Here is a 22,587-nt window from a genome sequence, read left to right as displayed (position 1 = left end):
TTATTAAACCTATATTCTAAATCTGTATTTACAGCAAGCCAAACATTCTCAGGCTGCCCCACTACTATATCAATCAGCAAGGAAACGCAGAAATTTTTTACTAATTGATCCCAATTATCGGCAAATATCTCGACAAATAAGCAAGATTTTTTAGGTATAATTTTATATTTTTGTTATATTTTTTGGCTTTGCGATCGCAATGTCATCAATCCTCCAAAGCTAAAACATCAAAAAACGCCCTCAATCTCTAGCTTCTTCACTCCTATAAAAATCATTTAGTTTGACTATTGCTAAGTATTGTTAAGGCTCAACAACTGAATTTTAGGCGATTTTTTTGGACAACTTTATTTACCTTGCCTGTGGATAACTCCAGATATAGAGTTTTTGCCTGTGGAAAACCTGTGGATAACTATTAACTTCCTGTGGATAACTAGCTACTTTTTGGGGATAACTTTGTGGAAAATGTGGAAAACTTTTAATAGGTATTTATACCCTGTGGAAAAGTGGCCACTTTTTCCACAGGGTTTTCCACAGGCAAAAATCTCTGTAAGCATTATTCAATATACATTTTTTAGAGTTTTCCACATTTTCCACAGCCCCTACTACTACTATTCAAGATCTTTTATTCTTTAAATAGTAATTATTAGATCGAACGAAAAAAAAATGAAAATAGAAATTCGTATTTTTTGATTTTTTTGGTTCAAAAATTTCCAACGATGTTATGATTGGTTGCCACAAAGTTGAAAAACAAATCGTAAAAAACAAACTGAAAAGCAAAGCAAAGTCATTCATAAAAAATTCTGGCTAAAAGACTTCATTAAAAAAATTCATTTTTGGGCAATACTTGAAAAATCAATTTTGGGGAAACCTGAAAAATTTTAGACAAATTGGAATACATCAAATTTCAATAAAATCAATTTTAAAATTAACTCCTGAAATTTCTATTCCGAAAAACCTGCTCAATAAATCTCTTCTCAAATCTTTTTTATCTAGCCCAACCTTCCAGAAAGAATTTTTGATTGCGATATTGTCAACTTAGTCAATTCATTTCTTGTTTGCTTTTTTCTTCTGTTGGATTGCTTTGCAACAGACAACTAATCTTTCAATGTTCCGTTCACTAGCTTCTAACTCAGTCTACAATTAGTTCCAATTAATTAACTTTTAACTATGCGACTAGTCTGCCCTCAAAACCAACTTGCTGCTAACCTTGCCCTTGTCGGTCGTGCGGTCGCATCTCGTCCCACCCACCCGATTTTGGCAAATATTCGCCTTGATGCTGATAGCTCCAGCCAAAGCCTTGGTATGACTGCCTTCGATCTGAATTTGGGGATTCAGGTTTCCTTTCCTGCTCAAGTTGTGGAAGCGGGATCAATTACGCTGCCTGCTAAACTGCTCAATGATATCGTTTCCAAGTTGCCCGATGAAGACATCACCATCAGTGTAGAGCGCGATAACACGATGGTATCGATTGTCTGTGGTTCAGGTCGTTACCAAATGCATGGTCTACCTGTGGAGGAGTTTCCCGAATTGCCTCAAATTGGCGAAGATGGTGAAACCACCTACTTGCCTGTTGAATCGATGCTCAGTGGCTTGTCATCGACTTTGTTTGCCACCTCTGCTGACGAAACTAAGAGAATTCTGACGGGGGTGCATTTGACGGCAAACAATGATTGTTTAGAGTTTGCGGCTACTGATGGGCATCGTCTGTCAGTGGTGCAGACAGGCTTTTTAGATGCTGATGAACCGCCTGTAACTGGGGATACCGTGACTACAAATCTGGAAGTAACTATTCCCGCACGGGCTTTGCGGGAGCTAGAAAGGATGCTCAATCAGCAAACTGAAGGTGCGATCGCCGTTAAATTTGACCGCGCCAATATGATTTTCCAGAGCGCTAATCAAATTTTGATTTCCCGTTTACTTGATGGCTCCTATCCCAACTATCGCCAATTGATTCCCAATCGTTTTGAGCGTCAAGTTACCCTAGAGCGTAAGTTATTTTTGTCAGCGCTGGAGAGAATTGCGGTTTTGGCTGATCAAAAAAATAATATTGTCAAAATCTCGATTGACTCTACAGGTCAAGAAATTTCCCTGTCCGTAGAAGCTCCTGATGTGGCAGCAGGACGTGAATCTTTACCTGCTCAAATTTCAGGCGAAGACGTGGAAATTGCGTTTAATGTCAAATATTTGTTGGATGGTCTGAAGGCATTACCTAGCAATGAAATTCAAATTCAGATGAATAATCCGACCAGTCCTGCGGTGCTTGTACCGATTGGAGCCACCAAAATGACTTATTTGCTTATGCCTGTGCAAATCCGTAACTAGATGGAATAGTGCCGCTAGTAATGAAGTACCGCGCTCAGCGCGGTACTTCATTACTTTTTGAGGAGCGTTAGAGACATTAATTATTTGCCGCCCTAACTTTTTTGACTTATATTGCCATATCGCAGAGAAAAATCCTGTAGACTTAGTTGCGTATGGAATTCCTCTTACCACCGTCTTCAACACATCTGCCACCCCGCAACTATGCTGAGGTACAACAGATGCAACCTAGCCAAACGTTGGCACTGCCGCCAGCGCTTGTTTATGATCCTAATTTCTCCCCTAAGGTTGCATCTACCCAGTTAAGAGCAGCAACTTCATCAGAACTGCCGCCAAATTTGCGATCGCAGTTACAGCTTTTTTTAGAGTCTCTGCCCGACCCCAATGCGATCGCTAAGCAGTTAATCGCGCCAACCATTGCGCCAACCATCGCTCAAGTTGGGCCAGTTAAGCCCCATAGTTTACCCAAGCCCAAACCCAATGATCCGCCCCGTCCTAGTCTGCCGCCACGGGTGGGTGAGTCACTCAATGTAGTAAGCGATCGCCAAGAATATGACATCAATACACAGGTATTTGTGGCTGAGGGCAATGTTGTCATCAAATACCTGAAATCAGAACTAAAAGCGGATCGGGTACGACTCGATACAACTACCCAAGAGATAATTGCCGAAGGGAATGTATTTTTTACCCGTGGTGATCAAAAAATCGTTGGTTCAAAGCTTGTTTATAACTATGGCAAGATCCAAGGTGAATTTCTCAATGCTTCAGGGGCGATTGATCTTGGTACTTTAAATAGCTCTGAAGTGTCTCGCTCGCCATCGGAAGTCGCCTCTAACTCAACGACTGTGTCTTTGTTTGGTTCAGCAAATGCTAACGATGGGCAAGTACGTCGCTTTGGTTTTGTAGCGGAGCGACTGATTATTGATGGGGATACTTGGACTGCGGAAAACCTGAGAGTTACCAATGATCCATTTAGCCCACCAGAGCTAGAACTGATCACTCGTAAAGCGACACTAACGCCAATTTCGCCAACGCAAAACCGTCTAGACCTAGAATCCCCAACCCTTGTCTTTGATCAAGGCTTTTCGCTGCCAGTACCAGTAAATAGCATTACCCTTGATCGCTTTCAGCGCTTTGCCCCAGCCCTGTTGGGTTTTGATCGTCCCGATCGCGATGGTGTGTTTTATCAGCAGAGTTTTGATGTCATTAGCCAACCCAATTTAAGCTTTCAGTTATCACCGCAGTTACTAATTCAGCGAGCCTTTACTTCTCAAAATGGATTTTCTGGTTTCGATATTTTTGGGTTAGTTGCTACCCTCAATAGTGCCTTTGATAATGGACAAAGTTTATCGGCAAGGGTGAGTGTATCTGGCTTGAATTTTTCGCGCTTGGACTCATTGTTGAGAGCTAATATTACTTATCAAACCCCCGTATTTGGTAATTACACGCTATTGTCACAGTACGCTTTTCGCGATCGCGTTTTTAATGGTTCACTAGGCTTTCAAGATGTCAATAATTTACTGGGATCAACCTTAATCTCGCCAACCTTTACTTTGGGCGACTCGCAAATATCTCTGAACTATCAAATTGCCGCTCAGTTAGTAGAATCAATTCGGACTGATCGAGAACCTAGCTCTGTGGGGTCATTACTCCGTTTGCAAAGTGCAGCAACATTGAGCCGTGCTTTTCCACTATTTCGTGGTGAACCTGCCCCTGCGGAAAGGGAGACAGGTTTAAGATATTCGCCGAAACCGATCGTGCCAAAAATCGATGCTTTTGTTTCGGCACAAGGGGTTAATTCTTTATATTCCAATGGTGCAAACCAAGCGGTATTGTATGGAACTGTTGGTTTGACAGCAGAACTCGGTAATTTTGCCAAGGACTTCTTGGACTACACAGGCTTAAATCTCATCTATACCCAAGCTTTTGCCCTTGGTAAATCTCCTTTTCTCTTTGATCGAGTTGCCGATACGAGATCTCTGACCGCAGGTATTGTCCAGCAAATCTATGGGCCAGTGCGGGTGGGAATTCAACAAAGTTGGAATTTGGATACTGGGAATTTGTTTGATTCTGTCTATTCTTTGGAATATATCCGCCGCACCTATGCGGTGGTGATTCGCTATAACCCGACTCAAGGTTTGGGAGAGTTTTTACTGCGAATTAGTGATTTTAATTGGACTCGTCCCCCTGCCAATGTTACTAATGTTCAAAATGGTGTCGAACAGCGTAATTAGTCAAAAATCACAAAAGCCCCGCAATGCGGGGCTTTTGTGATTTTTGAATCTAGGCAGGAACAAACTTGAGCGATACGCCATTCATGCAATAGCGTTGTCCTGTGGGTTTGGGCCCATCGTTAAAAACATGCCCCAAATGTCCACCACAATTGCTGCAATGCACCTCAGTTCGCTTCATGAATAGGGAATTATCAACAGTAGTGGCGATCGCGCCTTCAATGGGATCAAAGAAGCTTGGCCAACCTGTACGACTATTGAACTTGGTGTCCGATTTGAATAGCGGTTGGTCACAGCCCGCGCAGTGATAAGTCCCATTGCCATATTCCTTATCTAGAGGGCTAGAAAAAGAACGCTCAGTGCCATGCTTTCGCAAAACCCGAAATTGCTCTGGGGTGAGGATTTGTTTCCATTCTTCTTCTGTTTTCATGATTTTGTATTGCTTAGTTGCTGAATTGGATTGATCGGAGTCTAGCGCGATTACGTCATCGGCTAGAGATTGCGATCGCAAAGTTTGCCATAACCAAGAGCCACCGAGTAAGGCTGCCCCAGTTATCAGAAGGTTTCTTTTTTTCATTGCTTCATCTAGTGGTTTGTGGGAACTACGTCGGAAAACATAGAATTGGATTAACAACTGCTGAATTTAACGTTGTAACAGCCACTACGATTTACAATCTAGTTTATAATCTTAACAATACTTAAAGCTGAGAAATCACTTCAAACTTTAACAGGTTAAACAACAATGGCATTTGAACTTCCATCTTTACCCTACGCCCAAGACGCGCTTGCAGCATCGGGTATGTCTGCTGAGACCCTATCATTTCACTATGGTAAGCACCACAAGGCTTATGTTGACAACCTCAACAACCTAATCAAAGATACTGACCTTGCTGATAAGTCCTTAGAAGAAATCATCAAGATTAGCTACAAAGAAGGTAAGGCAGGAATCTTTAACAATGCCGCTCAAGTGTGGAACCACACCTTCTACTGGAATGGGATCAAACCTGCTGGTGGTGGCGCTCCTACTGGTGCTTTGTTGGATGCGATCAATGCTAGCTTTGGCAGCCTAGACAACTTTAAGACCGAATTTAAGAATGCTGGCGCAACCCAATTTGGTAGTGGCTGGGCATGGTTGGTTGCTGAAGGCGGCAAGCTGAAAATCACCAAAACCCCTAATGCTGAAAACCCTTTGATTCATGAAGGTCAAGTGCCTTTATTGACCATGGATGTTTGGGAACATGCTTACTATTTAGATTTCCAAAATAGCCGTCCTAACTTCATGGCTAACTTTGTTGACAATCTGATTAACTGGGATTTCGTTGCCGCCAACTTTGCGGCTGCCTAGTCTATAAACAAGAAAAGGTTGCGCTGCAACCCTTTCTCGCAAAAGCAAAAGAGAAGTATCGCCAAGCGTTACTTCTCTTTTGCTTTTTAAAGCGCGCGCATACTTTGGAGAATTGGTATAAGATCGGGGCTAGTTGTTACCTTAGTAATCGAGCATGACGGCAATCGCACCCATCCCTAATACTTCCGCAGTCGCCTCCTCACCAGATACTCCCAAAACTATTGATTGGCTGGCGATTGCCCATGATTTCATGGCTGTGGTGGGTGAGCGCTATGTTGTACGGACTCGTGAGGAGCTATTAGCTTACGAATGTGATGGACTTATTAGCTATCGTCAACAACCAGCTTTAGTCGTGCTGCCCCGTACCACGGCAGAAATGACGGCGGTGATTAAAATTTGCGATCGCAATCGAGTGGCGTTTGTGGCGCGTGGCTCTGGCACAGGTTTATCGGGTGGTGCATTACCGTTGCCTGACTCAGTGCTGATCGTGACATCGTTAATGAAAAAGATTTTGGATGTCGATTTTGATAATCAGCGAGTTGTGGTGCAGCCGGGGGTAATTAATAATTGGGTGACCCAAGCCGTCAGTGGTGCGGGGTTTTATTATGCCCCAGACCCCTCTAGCCAAATTATCTGCTCCATAGGTGGCAACGTCGCCGAAAACTCTGGTGGTGTGCATTGCCTCAAATATGGTGTCACGACCAATCATGTCCTTGGCGCAAAGATCGTGCTGCCCGATGGCGAGGTGAAAAACATTGGCGGCAAAATCCCTGAAATGCCAGGGTATGACCTCACGGGCGTATTTGTGGGTTCGGAGGGAACATTAGGAATTGCGACGGAGGTGACGCTCAAGATTCTCAAATCGGCAGAATCGATTCAAGTTCTCTTAGCCGATTTCACTACGGTAGAAGCCGCAGGCTCGACTGTATCGGATGTGATCAGTGCAGGAATTATTCCGGGGGGGATGGAAATCATGGATAACATGAGCATCAATGCTGTTGAAGATACGGTGGCGACGAATTGCTATCCCCGTGACGCGGCTTCGATTCTCTTGATTGAAATTGATGGATTAGAAATAGAAGTTGCCGAAAGTGCTAAACGGATTGAAGCAATCTGTTATAAAAATGGTGCTAGAAATGTCACTTCAGCTACTGATGCTGACCAACGCCTAAGGCTCTGGAAAGGTCGCAAGGCTGCCTTTGCGGCGATGGGTCGCCTTAGCCCTGACTACTATGTGCAGGATGGGGTGATTCCACGGACGAAGCTGACCTATGTTTTGCAAGAGATTGAGAAGCTTAGCGAAAAATATGGCTACCATGTTGCCAATGTCTTCCATGCGGGGGATGGGAATTTACACCCCTTGATTTTGTATAACAATGCGGAAGCTGGCGCTTTGGAAACTGTAGAAGAACTGGGCGGTGAGATTCTCAAACTCTGTGTGCGCGTGGGTGGCAGTATTTCGGGTGAGCATGGTATTGGTGCAGACAAGAAGTGCTATATGTCTGAGATGTTTAGTGATACTGATTTGGAAACAATGCAGTGGGTACGTGATGTTTTTGACCCGCAGGGAATTGCGAACCCTACTAAAATTTTGCCCACTCCGCGCACCTGTGGTGAAGGAGCGAAATCTAGCTATGATGCTAAATATAAGCTGATGGATCGGTTTTAATAAACCCGAAAATAGCGTAGCTATTTTCGGGTTTGAGATTACTTGACTCGAAATACTGCCCGCACAGGCAGGTGGTCAGAAACTTGATCGAAATAATCCCCATCAAATCCTAAATCCTTTTCGGGTGAGAGAATCTGAATGGACTGGGGAAGATATTCCTCTTCTGCACCCTTGGGCAACTGGGAAACAGCAATATGATCGATCACGCAACCTGTGCCGCGATTAGAAAAACGCGGACGACCATCGGCAGTTGTGGGCAGACTACGCTTTTTTAAACAGTTCTCTTTTGCGGTAGTTTCTATCTGTTTGGTTAGGAAAGTGATCGGAGCATCCCGCAAGCCTCGATTTTGATCTGACCAAGTTGGACTATTAAAATCGCCCAAAATAATTAAGTCAGGATCGGATTGAGAATTCTGTTGATATTTCTTGACTTCTTGGCGGAGGCGATCGCTTTGGTTTTTGCGTAATCGATCGGCTTCTTTGCCGCCGCCCCCCTTTTGATGCAATATCACCAAAGTAAAGTCAAAGGTTTTGCTGTCCTTGGGTGCTGTTTGTAAATAGGTGACTAAAGGCGATCGCAAAGTGCCTGTGATGTTTACTTGTCTCCATTCTGTGACCTTTTGCGCTTTGATTAAATCTTGGCGGTAAAACAACGCTAATCGCTGCTTACCCCCTGTTTCACCCAAAATAAAATCCCACTGATGCGATTTTTGTAAGGTTTCCTGTAGTTTCTTGGCGGCGATGGGACTAATTTCCTGTACGCCAATGACATCAAAATTGCGATCAATAATTTCGCTAACCCGTGCAATTTTTTCGCTGTTCGTACCATCAAAATTTTCGAGATTGAATGTACCGACACGAATCTGGCCGGGGACGTTGGCGCTCAACAGCAAATTGCCACAACTTGCGATCGCAATCAGTCCACCAATTCCTAGGCAAGTACCAAGTAAACGTTTCAATTGTTGCAATTTCTGCCATCCAATGTCTACAAGCTGATCGTGATTATGTTCGGTGTCACAAATAATCTGACATTCTATTTCTGGATCGTTATTTGAATCAAAGCTCTGCAAGCTAAGGCTTTGCGGTCGTATTGTTGAAACCTATGTGATTGCAATAATTTGTTGTAATAATCCTTGTAATGCCTGACTATCTGTTGTTTCTAGCTTACCAAGTTTTTTAATGACAAGTTGTTTCTCAAGGGTGGTAATAATCGGCTTAATCAGTGAAGGTTTTAGCAAACCTGCATTTGACCAATCAGTTATTAAGATTTCACCAAACTGCAAGGGCATTTTTACTTGGCTAGTAACAGCAATTAGCAGTATGTCTAGCTTTGACTGGTTGTAGATTTCTGAGCTAATAACAATTGTTGGGCGTTTTTTGGTTGTGGTTTGATCAGTAAAGGGAAATGAAACTAAAAGCACATCTCCAAATTTATAGGTTGTCATATTCTGCATCTTCGGGGTTGTCCCATATTTTTGCGAAACTAGCTTCTGAAACTTTGGCAGCAGCAATGGTTAGGTTTTGGTCAGAGTCGGTCTGACGTTGATAGAGAAAGTCGATAAAGTCTTCTACTTCTATAACTTTCTCTGATGAAAGTTTACGGATCTTGTCTAATAATCTTTGTTCGACTGTAATTGTGGTATTCATTTGGTGTTATCTCATTTGCGATCGATAATTTTACAGAGTGTTTTGCCTGAGACTGATTTCATAGAGATAGCTCAACCAATTGCTTTTCTGTTTCTAGATTTTGGCTTTCACTAGCAACTTCGAGCCAAGTTTGTACTACGTCTTTGAGCATTTCCAATAAATGTTCGTAACTATCGCCCCAAGTGTGGCATCTTTTCAATGCAGGAACAGAACCACACCAAACTCCATCTTCTTGCCAAATAATTGCTTTGATTTTCATGGGTTGATTCCGTCCTAAAATTTTTTATTGGAAAGCAAAGACAATAAAACTAATCTCCAAACAGTACTAGAATCATATACAAAACGTGGAAAATATGCTGTTGGCAACTTTTGAATATTTTCATTATTCAAAAATTCGTAATCCCAACCAATATGGGTTATAAAACGCTGAAACACTTCGTGTTCATAGGTATTAAATTTACCCCCCCACTCAAAGAATAGCTTTTTCTGTACGCTGAACCCAAACTTACTTCTGCTGTGATACAACCATAAGAAATCAATAGATCGTAAATTTTCTTCCCGTAAATTTGCAATGCTCTCTTCATTTAAGAAACCTTGAGAAGTTCGATTTGCTAATTGGAGTATAATTTCTTTGGTTAGACAATCTGCTTCTTCCCATTGTTGCGATGCGAGCAAATTATCTAGTTTTTTACACTCCGATTTAAAATTAGCAAGACGATCTGCTTCTTGTCTTATAGATTCTTCTTGCTGAAGACGTATTTTTTCTTGTCGCTTTTTCTGTTTCTCTTCTTTCTTTTGACGACGCAACTGCTCACTAAAAGCCTCAATACGTTCATTCTGAACTCGTTGCAAAATTTTGGCTAGAGGTTGAATGTATTGACTTATGGTTTGTTCAGGTACTCCAAAACTTACACTATCTAACTTTATAGAATAGAAAGGATCGTCACCATCAACGATCGCATAGAGATCCACCAAAAATAGTGCATAAATCTTTTGTAAAGTCGTTAGCCAATCGCCAATAATTTCATAGAGATCGTCATCATTAATTGCCTCTGAAGCCTCATCGCGTATTTGCTGCGCAACTTCTCGCCAAGGCAACTCCACATCAAAATTTCCCTTGAGAATCTCCGCACTACGACTACCCCAAAGTTGATAATGAAAATAGGCTTTGCGGCGCGTAATTTTACTGAAACTCATTACACAAGGCACATTAGGCAAAATGCTCTTTAGTTGAGCCGCATTCGCATCAAAAATATTTTCATCATCAAAAAATCGACTATAAAAGCGCACATTGCCCTGAAAAACGAGATTAGCAAACTTCTTGATTTGGCTCTCTGCGTCCGCAACTAACTCCGTCCGAAAATAATCGGGACATCCCTCCGTAATTTGCATCTTGGAGCAAACAAACAAAGGGCGATCACAATCTTGGGCTAAATTTTCTAATTCCTGACGGCTAAAGATTGTGGGTAACTTAATTTTGTCCCAATCTGCTTGAATTTGGCGAACTTGTAAATCCTGACGGCTTTTTAATTCATGTTGCTGCAATTCTCGTTTTAAATCACGCCACAATTCACTTAGCTGTGCCTTGAGTTCTCGCTCTTTCTCAGCAAGGGCAACATTGATCATCAATTCGGCTTTCTTGAGTTCATTTTGTTGTTGCTGTACCTCGGCAAGTTGCATTTGCGCTTCCGCGAAATATTGCATCGCCTCACTGTTATTTCTCAATACAATTGCGATCGCATTCTCATCTTCTGCCTGATAAGTTGCCTCTTCCCCAAAGAGTTCGGTTCTAAAAAACTGCCCGATAGTTCCAGTAATATCATCAATTACTGTCATGCCCACTTCAAAGACTTTTGCTGCCAATACGCTCCAAATAAACATCAGCAACCTTTCTGAAAAATTATGATTAAAATTATATCAACTTTTACAGAGAGAAATCAGGCAAGTTCTGTTTGTAGATTTGCGATCGCACCAGCAACAGCATCAAGATAAGCATCCAAATCCATACCATGCGCCTTAGCAAATAACCTCAGCGTATCAACCTTTGTGCTAGTCTCACCCTGCTCAATTCGACGTACCTGACGATCACTTAAACCAATAATATCTGACTGACGGAGTTTATGTTGCTTGCGTAAATTGGCAATTGCCCTGCCAAAAACTTGATTATGCTCCGTTTTCAGAGATTCAAACTTCCGTTTCCATTCAGGATCGTTAGCACAACGCAAAGCCTCAAGATCGAGATGGATGTCTGCATCTTCCCAATACAAGCAACTGCCATCATCATCAATAGTAAAACTACTACGATCATTAGCAGAAATGCATTTTAAGGCTGGCAAAGATTCAAAGGGAACTTCTAACTTTTCCATTGCACAACTAAGAATTAATAATTGCTCTCCGATTACTGTTGCATCCGCAATTAGTTGTTCCTGCGCTCCCATAGTCCAAGCATTCATTACCCGTTGAGGTACAACAGAGCTAGCATGAACAAGCGTATTTCGCATTACTCGGAGGTTGGCTCGATCAAACATTTGAGGCATCCAAGTGGGATTGATATCTTCTCTAATAAACAGAACTCGTAAGTGATGTTTCTGATTTGCCGATCGCACAATATCTGCAATCTCTGGTAAGCCAGTTGCAGAAGCTAGGACAAATAAATTTAGAGCTGATTCTAAGTCTTGAGAGTCTGATGGATGTAGAACTTGCACAGACTTAGAGTGGGATACAAGATCTTTGTTTGCGCTATCTTGCACTAGAACAGTGATTGTCTGTTGGCTGGGCATTACTGATCCTCCTTGATACATACTTTTTGCTCCCATTCGATCAGAAGCTGCGATCGATTTTCTAAAACGAGTTTCAAAATTTGTTTTTCATCTTTACTTGATATTTGAGGATTGGGTGGGTATTTAGCTGTAAAAACTAAACCATTCTCTTTACTACAAAGCAAAATATCAACACGGATCTCCCATGCGCCTGCCTTTCGTGCGTGAAAGTGCGGCGGTCTATGATCGTGAGAATTAAAGAAAAGATACAGACCGTCTGTTTGAGAGCATTGAACCTTACCCAAATCCTGACCTAAATTTGATTTTGCAAGACAACTAATATTAAATATAAATTTAAGCGGACATATTGTCAATCATTCTAAAAATAATAATGTCCGTAAATATGGCTTCATATTATCAGGGGACTATCAGGTTTACGTTTTTTCTCAAAAGGATTAAAAGTAAGCCAGTCACGAAAATCTACAAGATTCCGATTTGATAATCAGACTAGCGTTTTCTACATATAGGTTTGCTCTAAAAGCAGTGAGGTTATGAGGGTTGTGCTTGCGTTAGAATATTTCAAAAACAATATGGCAAATAGTCTCAGCGATCGCAAAAAACGTATCTCTAAGCCCAAGCGCCCATCGACGATTAAACGCTTCTTTAAATGGCTAGAATGGCGATTTGCGACACCAGAATTTATTGGGGGAATGTACGCATCGTTAACGCTGTTCTTCTTTATGGCAGCGACGAATACCTTGTCGGGGTGGTTGTATGTCATTAGTGGCGTGAGTGCGGCGTTGTTGATTGTGGGGGCAGTGATGCCCAAGCGACTGCTGGCGGAAATGGTCGTTGTGCGATCGCAAATTGATCCAGTTAGTGTCGGTGATGATCTATGGGTCGATTTGCGAATTCAGAATGCGGGGCGCACTGAAAAAAGATTAATGGAAGTACGGGATGTATTGCCAGAGGGATTATCAAATGTTTTGCAACAGGATGTGGTGATTGAATTCATCTCTCCCTTGCAAGAGCATCATTGGAACTATGAAGTCAAGACCACGAAACGTGGCGTGTTTCTATTTCGCTCAACGGAAATTGCAACTTCCAGTCCCCTCGGACTATTTCGCAGTCGGCGGAATTGTCCATCAGGGCAGAAAGCAATTGTCTATCCCACCGTATTACCTCTCGACCGCTGTCCTCTCGTTGACCAACTAGGCAGTGATACGAGTCCTCGCCAATACAGCGATGAACATAACTATAACAATGCGACGGAAGGTTTAACGAAAACTCTCAGACCCTATCGTTGGGGCGATCCGATTCGGTTGGTACATTGGCGCACCAGTGCCAAGTTTGGTGAGCTGCGGGTGCGGGAATTGGAAGTGACAATTGGTGGTCAAGAGGTGGCGATTGCCCTTGATACTTCCGCAGGTTGGCAACCCCAAGCCTTTGAGGAGGCAGTAGTTGCGGCGGCTTCCCTCTACTTCTATGCTCAAAAATCGAAACTGAGTGTGCGACTTTGGACATCGGAAACAGGTGTCGTTCAGACCGATCGCGCTGTTTTAGAAACCCTAGCGGCAGTGAATGTTGCCGATGCGTCGGCGAAACAGGTGGATATTCTCAAGGATTTACCAGATTTGCCCGTTGTCTGGATCTCACATCGTCTCGATAGCATTGGCTATTTACCCTTTGGCAGCCGTTGGCTGATCTGGCAAGCTTTGGGGCAGTCTGCCAAGGGGGCTATCCCCAATCAGCGATCGCTGGGGTTAACCATTGAGCCGATGGAGGATGCCGATGATCCGAGTTACCAGTCTTTGCGATCGCAACTTCAGGGTTATTTAACAACCTAGTCTGTGACCAAGTTTTCGTATAAATCGGCAATCACAATATTGGAGAAAAGCCAACTGTCGGGGGGAACGAGCATGATCCGTATGTCTTGATCTTGCTGGACAAACTTCACCCATTGCTGATCTTCATATTTGGTTAACACCTGTAAAACGCGATCGCAAAGTTCTCTTCCATAGGTTGCTTGCAAACTATGCAAACTTAATCCCTCGGCTAATCGTAAACCCTGCATTAATGTATCCATTAATTCTTCAGCATCGGTCACAATCGGCGCGGTAAAGCCAAGCCCTGTGGTTTGCCATTGGCAAATCGCATCAAGATATTCGCGCATTTTGCGAGGTCGATCAATTCTTTGACGCTGGAGATAGCTGGTTGCACCCATGCCCACACCGTAAAAGGGTTGATTATGCCAATAGGTCAAATTATGCTCAGCCTCATAGCCTGTTTGAGCATAATTCGAGATTTCATAATGCCGATAACCTGCGGCGGGCAGTAATTCATGGGCTGTGAGATACATCTCGACAGTGTGGGATTCCGTCGGTAGTGGTGTATCCCCCGATTGATAGCGCTTCCCAAAAGCCGTTCCTTCCTCAATGGTGAGATCATAAACAGAGAGATGGGTGGGCTGTAAGGCAATTGCCGCCGCAATCGAATCGCGCCAATCCTGCATTGATTGATGGGGCAGTCCTGAAATTAAATCCAAACTGAAGTTCTCAAATCCTGATTTCTGAATCGCATCCACCGCTTCATAGATTTCGGCAACACTATGACCACGCCCACAAACATCCAACAATTCCTGTTGAAAAGCCTGTGCGCCGAGACTAATCCGATTGATCCCTAAACGACGATATCCGCGCAAGCTCTCGGTGCTGACCGTCCCTGGATTCGCTTCTAGGGATATTTCCGCATCAATGGCAATCTGGAAATATTTTGCGATCGCATCCAAAATTTGGGACACCTGCGCCACAGTGAGCAGCGATGGCGTACCACCACCAAAAAAAATAGTTCGCAATTTCTCTCTAGGTGGAATTTCCTGAACCGTGAGGGCAATTTCTTGACAGAGAATATCAACATACTGCTGTTTTAAGTTTTCTCCACCTGTCGTAATTGCGAAGTCACAATAAAAACAGCGCCGCTTGCAGAATGGAATATGTAGATATAGGGATTGGGGGAGGAGGCGGGGCGGAGCAAGCATGGGTTAAAATCGGCTGTATGCAGCTATTATCACATTTTCTAAGTAATTTTACTTATAGCGAAATCTACTGATGAATTTGTCAAAATAACTGAAAACAGGGGCATTTAATCGGTTTTAATTAGAGATGTGAGTAGCAACAAGCAAAGGCAAGACACAACCATGGGAATTGCGAGACGACAATTCTTACAAGCTGGTCTGACCAGTCTGATCGGATGGCAATTTCTCACCCGCAATCGTGTGGCATTGGCAGCAGAGCAGTATGTCCGCCAAGCAAATGCCGCTCAACGTAAGCGAGCGTTATTGATTGGCATTAATCAGTACGATGTCAAAGAGGAGCGTAACTCCCAAAATTTAGCGGCGGGATGGATGTCTCTGCATGGCTGTGTTAATGATGTTGAGTTGCAAAAAGAATTATTAATCCATCGCTTTGGTTTTGCCGCGCAGGATATCGTCACCCTCACCGATCGCAGTGCCACCAAGTCGAATATTGCCAACGCGATTACCGAACATTTAGTCGCACAAACCCTGCCCGATGACTTGGTAGTGGTGCATTTTAGCGGTCATGGCTCGCGCCTCGGCAATTACAATACGCTTGTGCCTGTCGATAGTGGCTTACCGCAAAATCTCGATACCTTGCAGGATATTACCGAACAGGAATGGCAAAGCTGGCTGCAAGCGATCGCCACCGATCGCCTGTTGAATGTGATTGATGCAGGCTTTTATTATCCGAATATGTCAATGGTCGGCAACTTCCGTTTGCGATCGCGAATTGGTCTTAAAAATTGGCAACCCAGCACCGAAATTGAGACAACTGAAAACTCTTCAAGGTGCACAACCCTGCGGGCGGCTACGGGTGAGATGCTCTGTGCCGATGCTCAATGGTCGGGGTTTAGCTGTGGTGCATTTAGCTATGCTCTCGTGCAACAGCTATGGCAAATCACCCCAGCTACCACGATTCACGTTGTCATGAGTGATGTCGCGACTCTCCTCGATCGACGCGCCCTTCACAATGACAGCCTCACCATCGATAAGCAGGTGGCGAGTATGTGGGCTGAGGATACCAAACAGAAATCGAGCGCTAGTAATACCTTTGCCGCTTTGCCTGTGCCTGACATTAGTAGTGATGGCGTGATTACCAGTGCAAGCGATCAATTCACCGCCGATGTCTATCTGGCGGGACTACCGATCGCAGTTTTGGGCAATTATGCCGCAGGCTCGATTCTAAATGCGATCGATATTGATCATGTCATCACCGTTCCCAATATTCCTGAATCTAATATTCCTGAATCTAATGATGCTAATGCTCCTGTGGCGAAAAATATTCCTAAAGCCATTCCTAAAAGCATTGCTAAAGTCAAGACAACCGTACAGTTAAAATCGCGCAACGGATTCACGGGCAAAGTTGAAATTCTTGGCGATCGCAGTAATTCCAAAGCATTGCCCAAATTAGAAACAGGGCAGTTATTGCAGGAAGTAATGCGCGCAATTTCCCGTAATGTGCAACTGGCGATCGCCTTGGATACAGGACTCAGCAGAATTGAGCGTGTTGATGCCACTAGTGCCTTCTCAATTTTGCCCAATATGTTTAGCGTCAATGCCAATGAACAATGTGCTGATTGTCTATTTGGGGTGCAATCTGCTAGCTATGGTCTATTCACAGTTGGTCATACGCCGATTTTAGGTTCTTTCGGCTCGGTGGGCGAGTCGGTGGGAGTGGCGATCAAACGTTTGCAGCCTTTTCTGGAAGCACTCCTTGCCGCCAAATTAATCCGTGCTACTGAAAATCAGGTGACTTCCCATTTAAATGCGCGGGTTACGCTCAAAGCAATTGTTGGTGTTGATGAGCGCTCGGTGGTGATTGCCAGTCGGGAGTCTGCCCGCGCCTTAATGATTCCCACCGATAGCAAAATTAGTAATACCATCAGAACCAAACCAATCAGCATTGGCGATCGTCTTGAATGTCAAATTGAGAACTTCTGCGACGAACCTCTATACATGCGAATTTTCTGTCTCGATCCGCGTAGTAAAATGCTCACCCCTAACTTCATTGCGCCGCCCTATGCCAGTGATAGTATCATTCCCCCATTAGAAACCCTCACGATTCCCTATCCCAAAGCGCCGATGAATTGGACTGTTTCTGCTCCCAAGGGAATGGTTGATGTGCAGGTCGTCATCAGTCGCTCACCGCTTTTAAAGGTGACAAAAGCCCTAGATGCAATCCAACGTCAAGCTTCATCGGTGAATGGATTAATTTCTATTCCCAATCCATTGCAAGTTGCTCAAGCACTCCTCGCTGATCTCGATCAATTTGGTAAGCCTTCTGAGCTAGGGAATGCGGTGAATGTGAATGATACATGGATGCTTGATGTCAACCATTGGGCAACTTTTAGTTTTAACTATCAAGTTGTTTAATTTGCGATCGCAATATTTTGACTCTTATTTATTCGTATTTGCCATTTTAATTCTTTTTATTTACCTATGTAATCTTACTAATTTAATAATAATGATATACAGCATAACACTATTAAATTAATATAAATAATCTCAAGTGAATGGCATCTAATAATTCTATAATCTTTGCAGATCCTTCACTCTAATTATTGCAACCATGGTTTTATCTCGCTCAGAAATATTATCCTCCATGCTTTCAGAATTAATTGAGATTTTACGCGATCGCAATGGTGAAACATGGGCTGCCATTGTGAGAATTGCAGAAGGTAAATCGGCAACTATTGCCATTGATGACACAAGGATATTGTTAACAGCAAATGCTGGAAGTGACCTAAAAATAACGATTTCTGAAGCTGATACGGAATCTGTAAATGATTTTGAAAGTACTGGTATTGCGTTACGAAATATTATTTTTGGTAGATCGACCTTAGAGAAATCTGTTGCCTCTGGCAAGATATTTATCCGTGCTAGCTTTGGTGATTTACTAAAAATTCGTTCAATCGTATCTGCGGTTTTATTTGATACAGCCGTTGAGCCTCGATTAACTCGTCTTTGGCAAAAATTTGATCAGGAATGGTAAAAGTAAATTGTAAAGAACAAAATTTCTCATAATTAAAAAACATAAACAAAACCTATGGCGCACGCTGCGCGCGCGCCATAGGTTTTGTTTAACTAGATTTTAAGTTTACTCAAAATTGAAATAGTTCCAAATCCAATTAAAATAACTCCACTAAACCAGTTAAGCCAGCTTGACCAACGACGTAATTCTAAGAATTTTTTGATCACACCAGTAAATGTCCCTGCGATCGCAAGGGGCAATACTGAGCCAATGGCATAGGCTAAAAGAAACTCTGTCCCAACTAATAAATTGCCTGAACCTGACACCCAAGCTAGTAATGTAACCAGTACAGGTGTGCTGCAAGGGGAAGCCACAAAACCAAAGGATAAGCCAATTAGTAGCGATCGCAATCCTTTGGGTAAATTTGGCGATACTTCCCAATTACCAAAGCTTGGCAATCGCAACGAAATTACTTCCAATAGCTGTAAACCCATCGCAATTGCGATGATCCCCATCACCACCGACCATCCCCAAGCCGATTGTCCATAGATTTTGCCAAGTAAGGCGGCGGCTAGTCCAAACCCTGTTAGTGCGATCGCAAAACCCAAACAGAACCAAGCCGATTGCCGCGCCGATTGCCAAGTGCTTTTGGCTTCATAGCCACCGATATAGCCAATCGTCAGGGGCAACATCGAGAGGGTGCAAGGGGTTAAACTGGTCACTAGTCCCGCCAAAAAAACTACGCCCACACTTGTCCATGCCGCATGATTGAGCTGATTATTGACTAGGGCATCTGCCCATTGTTCTAGTTGATAAAACCAATTAGGCAGCGATCGGAAAATATTTTCTATAGGTTGCAGCATAGATTTTGATGATACAAGAAAAACTGCCACTACAAATCTGGTGGCATCAAACTCACATCAAATTCACGCAAAAACTTAGCACTGTCTTCTGGCATTGCTGTATTGATGTACATGCCGCTTCCTAGCTCAAAACCCGCAGCTTTAGTCACCCTTGGCACGATCGCTAAATACCAGTGAAAATAGTTGGAATCTCGATCATCGGTGGGCATGGAGCGAATCGTAAAGTTGTAAGCAGGATTATTTAACCCATAGAATAGCTTGGCTAAGACTGTTTTGAGTGTATAGGCGAGATCCTCTATCTCTGCATCAGTAATGCCGCCAAAGGAGGCAGTATGTCGTCTGGGAAACACCCACATATGAAACGGTGATAGTGCGGCGTAGGGCATAAAGGTAACAAAATGTTCTGTTTCTAAAACAATTCTTTCCTTTGCTTTTAACTCATCATTGAGGGTATAGCAAAATAGACAGTCTCCCATATCATCAAAAAAGCTGGTTGCTTCTATCATCCGATAACGGATTTGTGAAGGTACAACGGGAGTTGCTGTAATTTGTGAGTGGGGATGTTCTAGGGAAGTTCCAGCGCTTTCACCATGATTTTTGAAGATAATGATACTTTCAATGCGACGGTCTAGCCGAATCTCGTTATATCTTTGCCGATAGGCGCGGACGATATTAATCACATCATGAATATCCATTCGTGCAATCGTGGCATTATGGTCAGGATGTTCAATGAGAACTTCGTGATATCCCACCCCCGTAATCGAGCGATGAATTCCTTCACTCTGACGAATGCGATCCCCGATAGGAGATAGGGCTGGATATTTATTGGGAATAATCCGTACCCGCCAGCCCCGTTCATCTTCAATGCGTAAATACTCTGCTTCATCCGCATTCTCATTACCTTTGCAAAAAGGACAGCTATGTTTGTAAACTGGTAATTCAGGGGGTATGTCCTCTTGCGATCGGGCAAATTCGTGAGGGCGCTTGGCTCGTTCTGTGGCAAAGATCACCCAGTCCTTAGTAATCACGTTTTGGCGTAGATGTGACATGAAAGTTTACTAATTTATTTGATTTATTCAGAAAACACAACAAATCGATCTCTTCCCTGTTGCTTAGCGCGATAAAGCGCCACATCGGCTTGATGAATTAGCACAGTTGGCTCTAGCAATAGAGTGGGAACTAAACTGCTAATTCCAATGCTGATCGTCACTATATCGCTGATATCTGAGTTGTGATGAATAATATTTAATTTCTTAACCGATGATTGTATTTCCTCAGCAATTATAATTGCGCCATTCAAATCGGTATTCGGTAAAATCACAACAAACTCTTCGCCGCCATAACGAGCCACCAGATCACTAGAACGGCAAGCAATTTGATGCACTGCTTGAGCAAGACTTGTCAAACATTTATCGCCCATGGGGTGTCCATAGGTGTCATTAAAGCGCTTGAAATAGTCAATATCAAACATCAATAACGATAGCGGTTGTTGCTCTCTACATAGCCTGTGCCACTCAAAAATGAGCCTTTCATCAAAGCAGCGTCGATTGGCAATCTGAGTTAAGCTATCGATGTGAATTAGCCTTTGTAGCTCTAAATTTGCCTGTTTAAGTTGCTCTTGGCTTTGCTGTAGTTCCGAAGTTCTATTAAGTACCAGCGACTCTAAATTAGCGAGTGCTTTTTTGAGTGAGATCTCGGCGGCTGTCCGTTCATCAATTACCGCAGAAAGAATCAGTGAAGTTAATGATACAACTGCCATAAAAGATTGCAATAAGAGTAAAGACTGATTGGGGGAGTCTGCTATGTACAGCCCATACCCTCTAGCTGTGGACAAAATCGCAATTAATGAAACTATACTCACTAATAGGCTGGCGAAAAAACTCCCATAACGAAAAACTATCCAAATGAGAACGGGAATAAATAGATAAGCAAGTGGATAACTTTTTAAAAAAGAAATCCAGATCACAATCATGAGTAGAGATATGACGATTATTGCTTCTATTGCTTGGCGTTTTGATTCTTTACGTGCCTGGGTTGGCCATAATATTAATGTTGGTGTAAATATGAGGTGTGGTAAAGCACTGGCTAACCACCATGTGATCCAACTGCTCAGATATCCATCCCATTGAATTACTTGAGTAACAGCTAGGCTGGTGACTCCAAAAGTTGCCGATATCATTGGAGCAAAAACTACCGCCGCAATATAGATTACGACGGTCTTAACATGGCTAAAAATATATCGGTAGGGAGCAAACCTTTTAATTAAGTAGGTTGCAACTATGGGCTGGGCAACATTGCCGCAAGCGCAGGCGACTAGAATACCTATTAAACTTGTGAATGGTAGATTTAGGTTTGATAGTCCTAGCGCAAGGGCGACAGTCGAGCCAACAATAATTCCTAAAGACACACGCTTGCCTAGTAAATAGACGAGGGCGAGGGTCATGCCTGACGGAAACCAAACTGATGCAACTGTCCCCGGTAATGTTGCAAATATATGGCTAAGTCTTACACCGACAGCATAGGCAATTGCTATTAATAAATTCAGAATAATAAACCTGATTATTCCTCCTTTTGATAGCAAATTACCTTTCATCGGATCTCCTTTAGTTTTTTGGTTCTATGATGTTTTTTTCGCATCTACATTACTTCTTTGAGCATCCAAAAACCTGCAAAGTGTTCGACATCAGGACTAGTTTGAACAGCAAGGAAATGGAATCCTTGAGAGTTTTGTTTGGACTTTTCAAAGGCTGCGCCTTGATCAATGGCATTTTTATCTTTGGGGGCTTGGAGGTTGGCTAAGACCCATCGAGCATCGGCACTGGCTTCTAACTGCATCTGGGTGCGATCGCCGAGTAAGTTCCGCTCAAATTTTATGAAGACGGGATCAACGCCTGACATCCAAGCTGCTAAAGCGGTGGCTCTGGCGGAAATAATAATAATTCCCGAAATAATTGTGTCAGGATCAAGATCACCAATATCTAATAGCTCACTAAAGTCCATTGACCATTCATTAGCATCTGCAAAGTCTCTTGCTTTTAGAGATACTGAGATCCAGCGTTCACCCATGAGGGCATCGGGTACGGGCTTGGGATCTTGAGCTGCTAATACTTTGAGGGGTAAGGGGTTAGGATCAACGGCTTGAAATCCATCACGGTTAGGGTAAATACTTGCCATACGCTCGGCTAACCATGCCGACAGTGTAAATACTCGACGTGATGCCTGTCCTGTGATGCCTGCTAGTTTGCAGCCCCGCATAATGATATTGGTCATGCTAGGACGAAAGAACCGAATTTTGATCGGGGTTTGTCCTGCACTACTTACGCAATCTAAGAGTTGTTTGGCTAGCCATTCGGAGTTGACTTCATTGGTCGGACATTCGCGTACCCATTCAAAATTGCGATCGCGATCGCAGATCAGCAATTCCCACACTTTTTTATTATTAGCATCCAGTAAGGGACGGGAATAAAAATCTAACTCCCAAATATTCGACATAAACTGTGTATTTTCTAATTTGTTTTCTATGAACAGCTTAAATCATTGACTGGAGCAATGACGTAGACTTTTTCTCGTCTTGCTTTGAGTCTTTCCCCTTTTTTAGGTATTTCATATAGAACCCATTTGGTATCTTAGGAAGCTTTGGCAAGGCGCTTAAGCATAAGCCTAATAAAGCAAAGATGAATTCTCGCATTAGCGTTGTCTAAAGTTCT

The 22,587-nt window shown here is 43.0% G+C and carries 20 protein-coding genes; 7 read left to right on the top strand and 13 right to left on the bottom strand.

The window, feature by feature from the left end:
* Positions 1 to 1,167: 1,167 nt before the first annotated feature.
* Complete coding sequence (gene dnaN / locus H6F41_RS09050; RefSeq protein ID WP_190403155.1) at positions 1,168 to 2,322, top strand: DNA polymerase III subunit beta; 1,155 nt, start codon at positions 1,168 to 1,170, stop codon at positions 2,320 to 2,322.
* Between the two features lie 152 nt (positions 2,323 to 2,474).
* Positions 2,475 to 4,553, top strand: a complete 2,079-nt coding sequence (locus tag H6F41_RS09045) for a DUF3769 domain-containing protein (RefSeq protein WP_190403154.1) — start codon at positions 2,475 to 2,477, stop codon at positions 4,551 to 4,553.
* A 49-nt stretch (positions 4,554 to 4,602) separates the two neighbouring features.
* Here the strand turns inward: H6F41_RS09045 and msrB are convergent, their stop codons facing one another.
* On the bottom strand, positions 4,603 to 5,127 hold the full coding sequence (gene msrB / locus H6F41_RS09040) for a peptide-methionine (R)-S-oxide reductase MsrB (protein ID WP_190403153.1): 525 nt from the start codon (positions 5,125 to 5,127) through the stop codon (positions 4,603 to 4,605).
* Between the two features lie 165 nt (positions 5,128 to 5,292).
* Between msrB and H6F41_RS09035 the strand changes: the two genes are divergently transcribed.
* Together H6F41_RS09035 and glcD are read left to right on the top strand one after the other, a co-directional pair.
* Positions 5,293 to 5,895: a superoxide dismutase gene (locus H6F41_RS09035; protein WP_190403152.1), complete on the top strand. Its 603-nt coding sequence runs from the start codon at positions 5,293 to 5,295 to the stop codon at positions 5,893 to 5,895.
* A gap of 250 nt (positions 5,896 to 6,145) precedes the next feature.
* Positions 6,146 to 7,564, top strand: coding sequence for a glycolate oxidase subunit GlcD (glcD, locus tag H6F41_RS09030; protein WP_408962538.1), 1,419 nt, complete (start codon positions 6,146 to 6,148; stop codon positions 7,562 to 7,564).
* Positions 7,565 to 7,602: 38 nt separating this feature from the next.
* On the opposite strand, the gene H6F41_RS09025 is transcribed toward glcD, so the two are convergent.
* The 7 genes from H6F41_RS09025 to H6F41_RS08995 are packed head-to-tail and all read right to left on the bottom strand — an operon-like array spanning position 7,603 to position 12,275.
* Entirely contained in the window at positions 7,603 to 8,634 is a 1,032-nt protein-coding gene (locus H6F41_RS09025; protein WP_190403150.1) for an endonuclease/exonuclease/phosphatase family protein, read from the bottom strand.
* Between the two features lie 30 nt (positions 8,635 to 8,664).
* Entirely contained in the window at positions 8,665 to 9,009 is a 345-nt protein-coding gene (locus H6F41_RS09020) for a type II toxin-antitoxin system PemK/MazF family toxin (RefSeq protein WP_190403149.1), read from the bottom strand.
* Complete coding sequence (locus H6F41_RS09015; RefSeq protein WP_190403148.1) at positions 8,996 to 9,211, bottom strand: DUF2281 domain-containing protein; 216 nt, start codon at positions 9,209 to 9,211, stop codon at positions 8,996 to 8,998. The genes H6F41_RS09020 and H6F41_RS09015 overlap by 14 nt, the downstream gene beginning before the upstream one ends.
* A 58-nt stretch (positions 9,212 to 9,269) precedes the next feature.
* A complete protein-coding gene (locus tag H6F41_RS09010) occupies positions 9,270 to 9,470 on the bottom strand; it encodes a type II toxin-antitoxin system HicB family antitoxin (protein ID WP_190403147.1) in 201 nt (66 codons plus the stop codon).
* A 14-nt stretch (positions 9,471 to 9,484) separates the two neighbouring features.
* Positions 9,485 to 11,092, bottom strand: a complete 1,608-nt coding sequence (locus tag H6F41_RS09005) for a GUN4 domain-containing protein (RefSeq protein ID WP_190403146.1) — start codon at positions 11,090 to 11,092, stop codon at positions 9,485 to 9,487.
* Between the two features lie 56 nt (positions 11,093 to 11,148).
* Positions 11,149 to 11,991: a helix-turn-helix domain-containing protein gene (locus H6F41_RS09000; RefSeq protein ID WP_190403145.1), complete on the bottom strand. Its 843-nt coding sequence runs from the start codon at positions 11,989 to 11,991 to the stop codon at positions 11,149 to 11,151.
* Complete coding sequence (locus H6F41_RS08995) at positions 11,991 to 12,275, bottom strand: DUF4160 domain-containing protein (protein WP_190403144.1); 285 nt, start codon at positions 12,273 to 12,275, stop codon at positions 11,991 to 11,993. The genes H6F41_RS09000 and H6F41_RS08995 overlap by 1 nt, the downstream gene beginning before the upstream one ends.
* A 285-nt stretch (positions 12,276 to 12,560) precedes the next feature.
* Between H6F41_RS08995 and H6F41_RS08990 the strand changes: the two genes are divergently transcribed.
* The gene (locus tag H6F41_RS08990) at positions 12,561 to 13,817 is read left to right on the top strand and encodes a DUF58 domain-containing protein (protein WP_190403143.1); all 1,257 of its coding nucleotides are present in this window, start codon (positions 12,561 to 12,563) and stop codon (positions 13,815 to 13,817) included.
* Here the strand turns inward: H6F41_RS08990 and hemW are convergent.
* Positions 13,814 to 15,007: a radical SAM family heme chaperone HemW gene (gene hemW / locus H6F41_RS08985; protein WP_190403142.1), complete on the bottom strand. Its 1,194-nt coding sequence runs from the start codon at positions 15,005 to 15,007 to the stop codon at positions 13,814 to 13,816. The two genes, H6F41_RS08990 and hemW, sit on opposite strands and share 4 nt — an antisense overlap.
* Positions 15,008 to 15,133: 126 nt before the next feature.
* Here hemW and H6F41_RS08980 point away from each other — a divergent pair, with 126 nt between their 5' ends.
* Both H6F41_RS08980 and H6F41_RS08975 read left to right on the top strand, forming a co-directional pair.
* A complete protein-coding gene (locus tag H6F41_RS08980) occupies positions 15,134 to 17,419 on the top strand; it encodes a caspase family protein (protein ID WP_190403141.1) in 2,286 nt (761 codons plus the stop codon).
* Positions 17,420 to 17,648: 229 nt separating this feature from the next.
* Positions 17,649 to 18,038 carry a hypothetical protein gene (locus tag H6F41_RS08975; RefSeq protein WP_190403140.1) on the top strand — a complete coding sequence of 130 codons (390 nt, stop codon included), beginning with the start codon at positions 17,649 to 17,651 and terminating at the stop codon, positions 18,036 to 18,038.
* 92 nt (positions 18,039 to 18,130) lie between these two features.
* Here the strand turns inward: H6F41_RS08975 and H6F41_RS08970 are convergent, their stop codons facing one another.
* Genes H6F41_RS08970 through H6F41_RS08955 form a run of 4 tightly spaced genes read right to left on the bottom strand, consistent with a single transcriptional unit; the run spans position 18,131 to position 22,372 of the window.
* Positions 18,131 to 18,859 carry a cytochrome c biogenesis protein CcdA gene (locus tag H6F41_RS08970; protein ID WP_408962537.1) on the bottom strand — a complete coding sequence of 243 codons (729 nt, stop codon included), beginning with the start codon at positions 18,857 to 18,859 and terminating at the stop codon, positions 18,131 to 18,133.
* A gap of 50 nt (positions 18,860 to 18,909) precedes the next feature.
* Positions 18,910 to 19,929 carry a galactose-1-phosphate uridylyltransferase gene (gene galT, locus H6F41_RS08965; protein ID WP_190403138.1) on the bottom strand — a complete coding sequence of 340 codons (1,020 nt, stop codon included), beginning with the start codon at positions 19,927 to 19,929 and terminating at the stop codon, positions 18,910 to 18,912.
* A gap of 23 nt (positions 19,930 to 19,952) precedes the next feature.
* Positions 19,953 to 21,473: a sensor domain-containing diguanylate cyclase gene (locus tag H6F41_RS08960; protein WP_190403137.1), complete on the bottom strand. Its 1,521-nt coding sequence runs from the start codon at positions 21,471 to 21,473 to the stop codon at positions 19,953 to 19,955.
* A 44-nt stretch (positions 21,474 to 21,517) separates the two neighbouring features.
* Positions 21,518 to 22,372, bottom strand: coding sequence for a Tab2/Atab2 family RNA-binding protein (locus tag H6F41_RS08955; RefSeq protein WP_190403136.1), 855 nt, complete (start codon positions 22,370 to 22,372; stop codon positions 21,518 to 21,520).
* Between the last annotated feature and the right edge of the window lie 215 nt (positions 22,373 to 22,587).

The organism is Pseudanabaena mucicola FACHB-723 (assembly GCF_014696385.1).
Taxonomy (GTDB): domain Bacteria; phylum Cyanobacteriota; class Cyanobacteriia; order Pseudanabaenales; family Pseudanabaenaceae; genus Pseudanabaena.
The sequence above is the reverse complement of the archived record's forward strand: the minus strand, read 5'-3'. Positions and strand labels throughout refer to the sequence as shown.

Excerpts from the sequence above, each read along its gene's own strand:
- dnaN (WP_190403155.1), top strand. The coding sequence starts at position 1,168 with ATGCGACTAGTCTGCCCTCAAAACCAACTTGCTGCTAACCTTGCCCTT.
- H6F41_RS09045 (WP_190403154.1), top strand. The coding sequence starts at position 2,475 with ATGGAATTCCTCTTACCACCGTCTTCAACACATCTGCCACCCCGCAAC.
- msrB (WP_190403153.1), bottom strand. The coding sequence starts at position 5,127 with ATGAAAAAAAGAAACCTTCTGATAACTGGGGCAGCCTTACTCGGTGGC.
- H6F41_RS09035 (WP_190403152.1), top strand. The coding sequence starts at position 5,293 with ATGGCATTTGAACTTCCATCTTTACCCTACGCCCAAGACGCGCTTGCA.
- glcD (WP_408962538.1), top strand. The coding sequence starts at position 6,146 with ATGGCTGTGGTGGGTGAGCGCTATGTTGTACGGACTCGTGAGGAGCTA.
- H6F41_RS09020 (WP_190403149.1), bottom strand. The coding sequence starts at position 9,009 with ATGACAACCTATAAATTTGGAGATGTGCTTTTAGTTTCATTTCCCTTT.
- H6F41_RS09015 (WP_190403148.1), bottom strand. The coding sequence starts at position 9,211 with ATGAATACCACAATTACAGTCGAACAAAGATTATTAGACAAGATCCGT.
- H6F41_RS09010 (WP_190403147.1), bottom strand. The coding sequence starts at position 9,470 with ATGAAAATCAAAGCAATTATTTGGCAAGAAGATGGAGTTTGGTGTGGT.
- H6F41_RS09005 (WP_190403146.1), bottom strand. The coding sequence starts at position 11,092 with ATGTTTATTTGGAGCGTATTGGCAGCAAAAGTCTTTGAAGTGGGCATG.
- H6F41_RS09000 (WP_190403145.1), bottom strand. The coding sequence starts at position 11,991 with ATGCCCAGCCAACAGACAATCACTGTTCTAGTGCAAGATAGCGCAAAC.
- H6F41_RS08990 (WP_190403143.1), top strand. The coding sequence starts at position 12,561 with ATGGCAAATAGTCTCAGCGATCGCAAAAAACGTATCTCTAAGCCCAAG.
- hemW (WP_190403142.1), bottom strand. The coding sequence starts at position 15,007 with ATGCTTGCTCCGCCCCGCCTCCTCCCCCAATCCCTATATCTACATATT.
- H6F41_RS08975 (WP_190403140.1), top strand. The coding sequence starts at position 17,649 with ATGCTTTCAGAATTAATTGAGATTTTACGCGATCGCAATGGTGAAACA.
- galT (WP_190403138.1), bottom strand. The coding sequence starts at position 19,929 with ATGTCACATCTACGCCAAAACGTGATTACTAAGGACTGGGTGATCTTT.
- H6F41_RS08960 (WP_190403137.1), bottom strand. The coding sequence starts at position 21,473 with ATGAAAGGTAATTTGCTATCAAAAGGAGGAATAATCAGGTTTATTATT.
- H6F41_RS08955 (WP_190403136.1), bottom strand. The coding sequence starts at position 22,372 with ATGTCGAATATTTGGGAGTTAGATTTTTATTCCCGTCCCTTACTGGAT.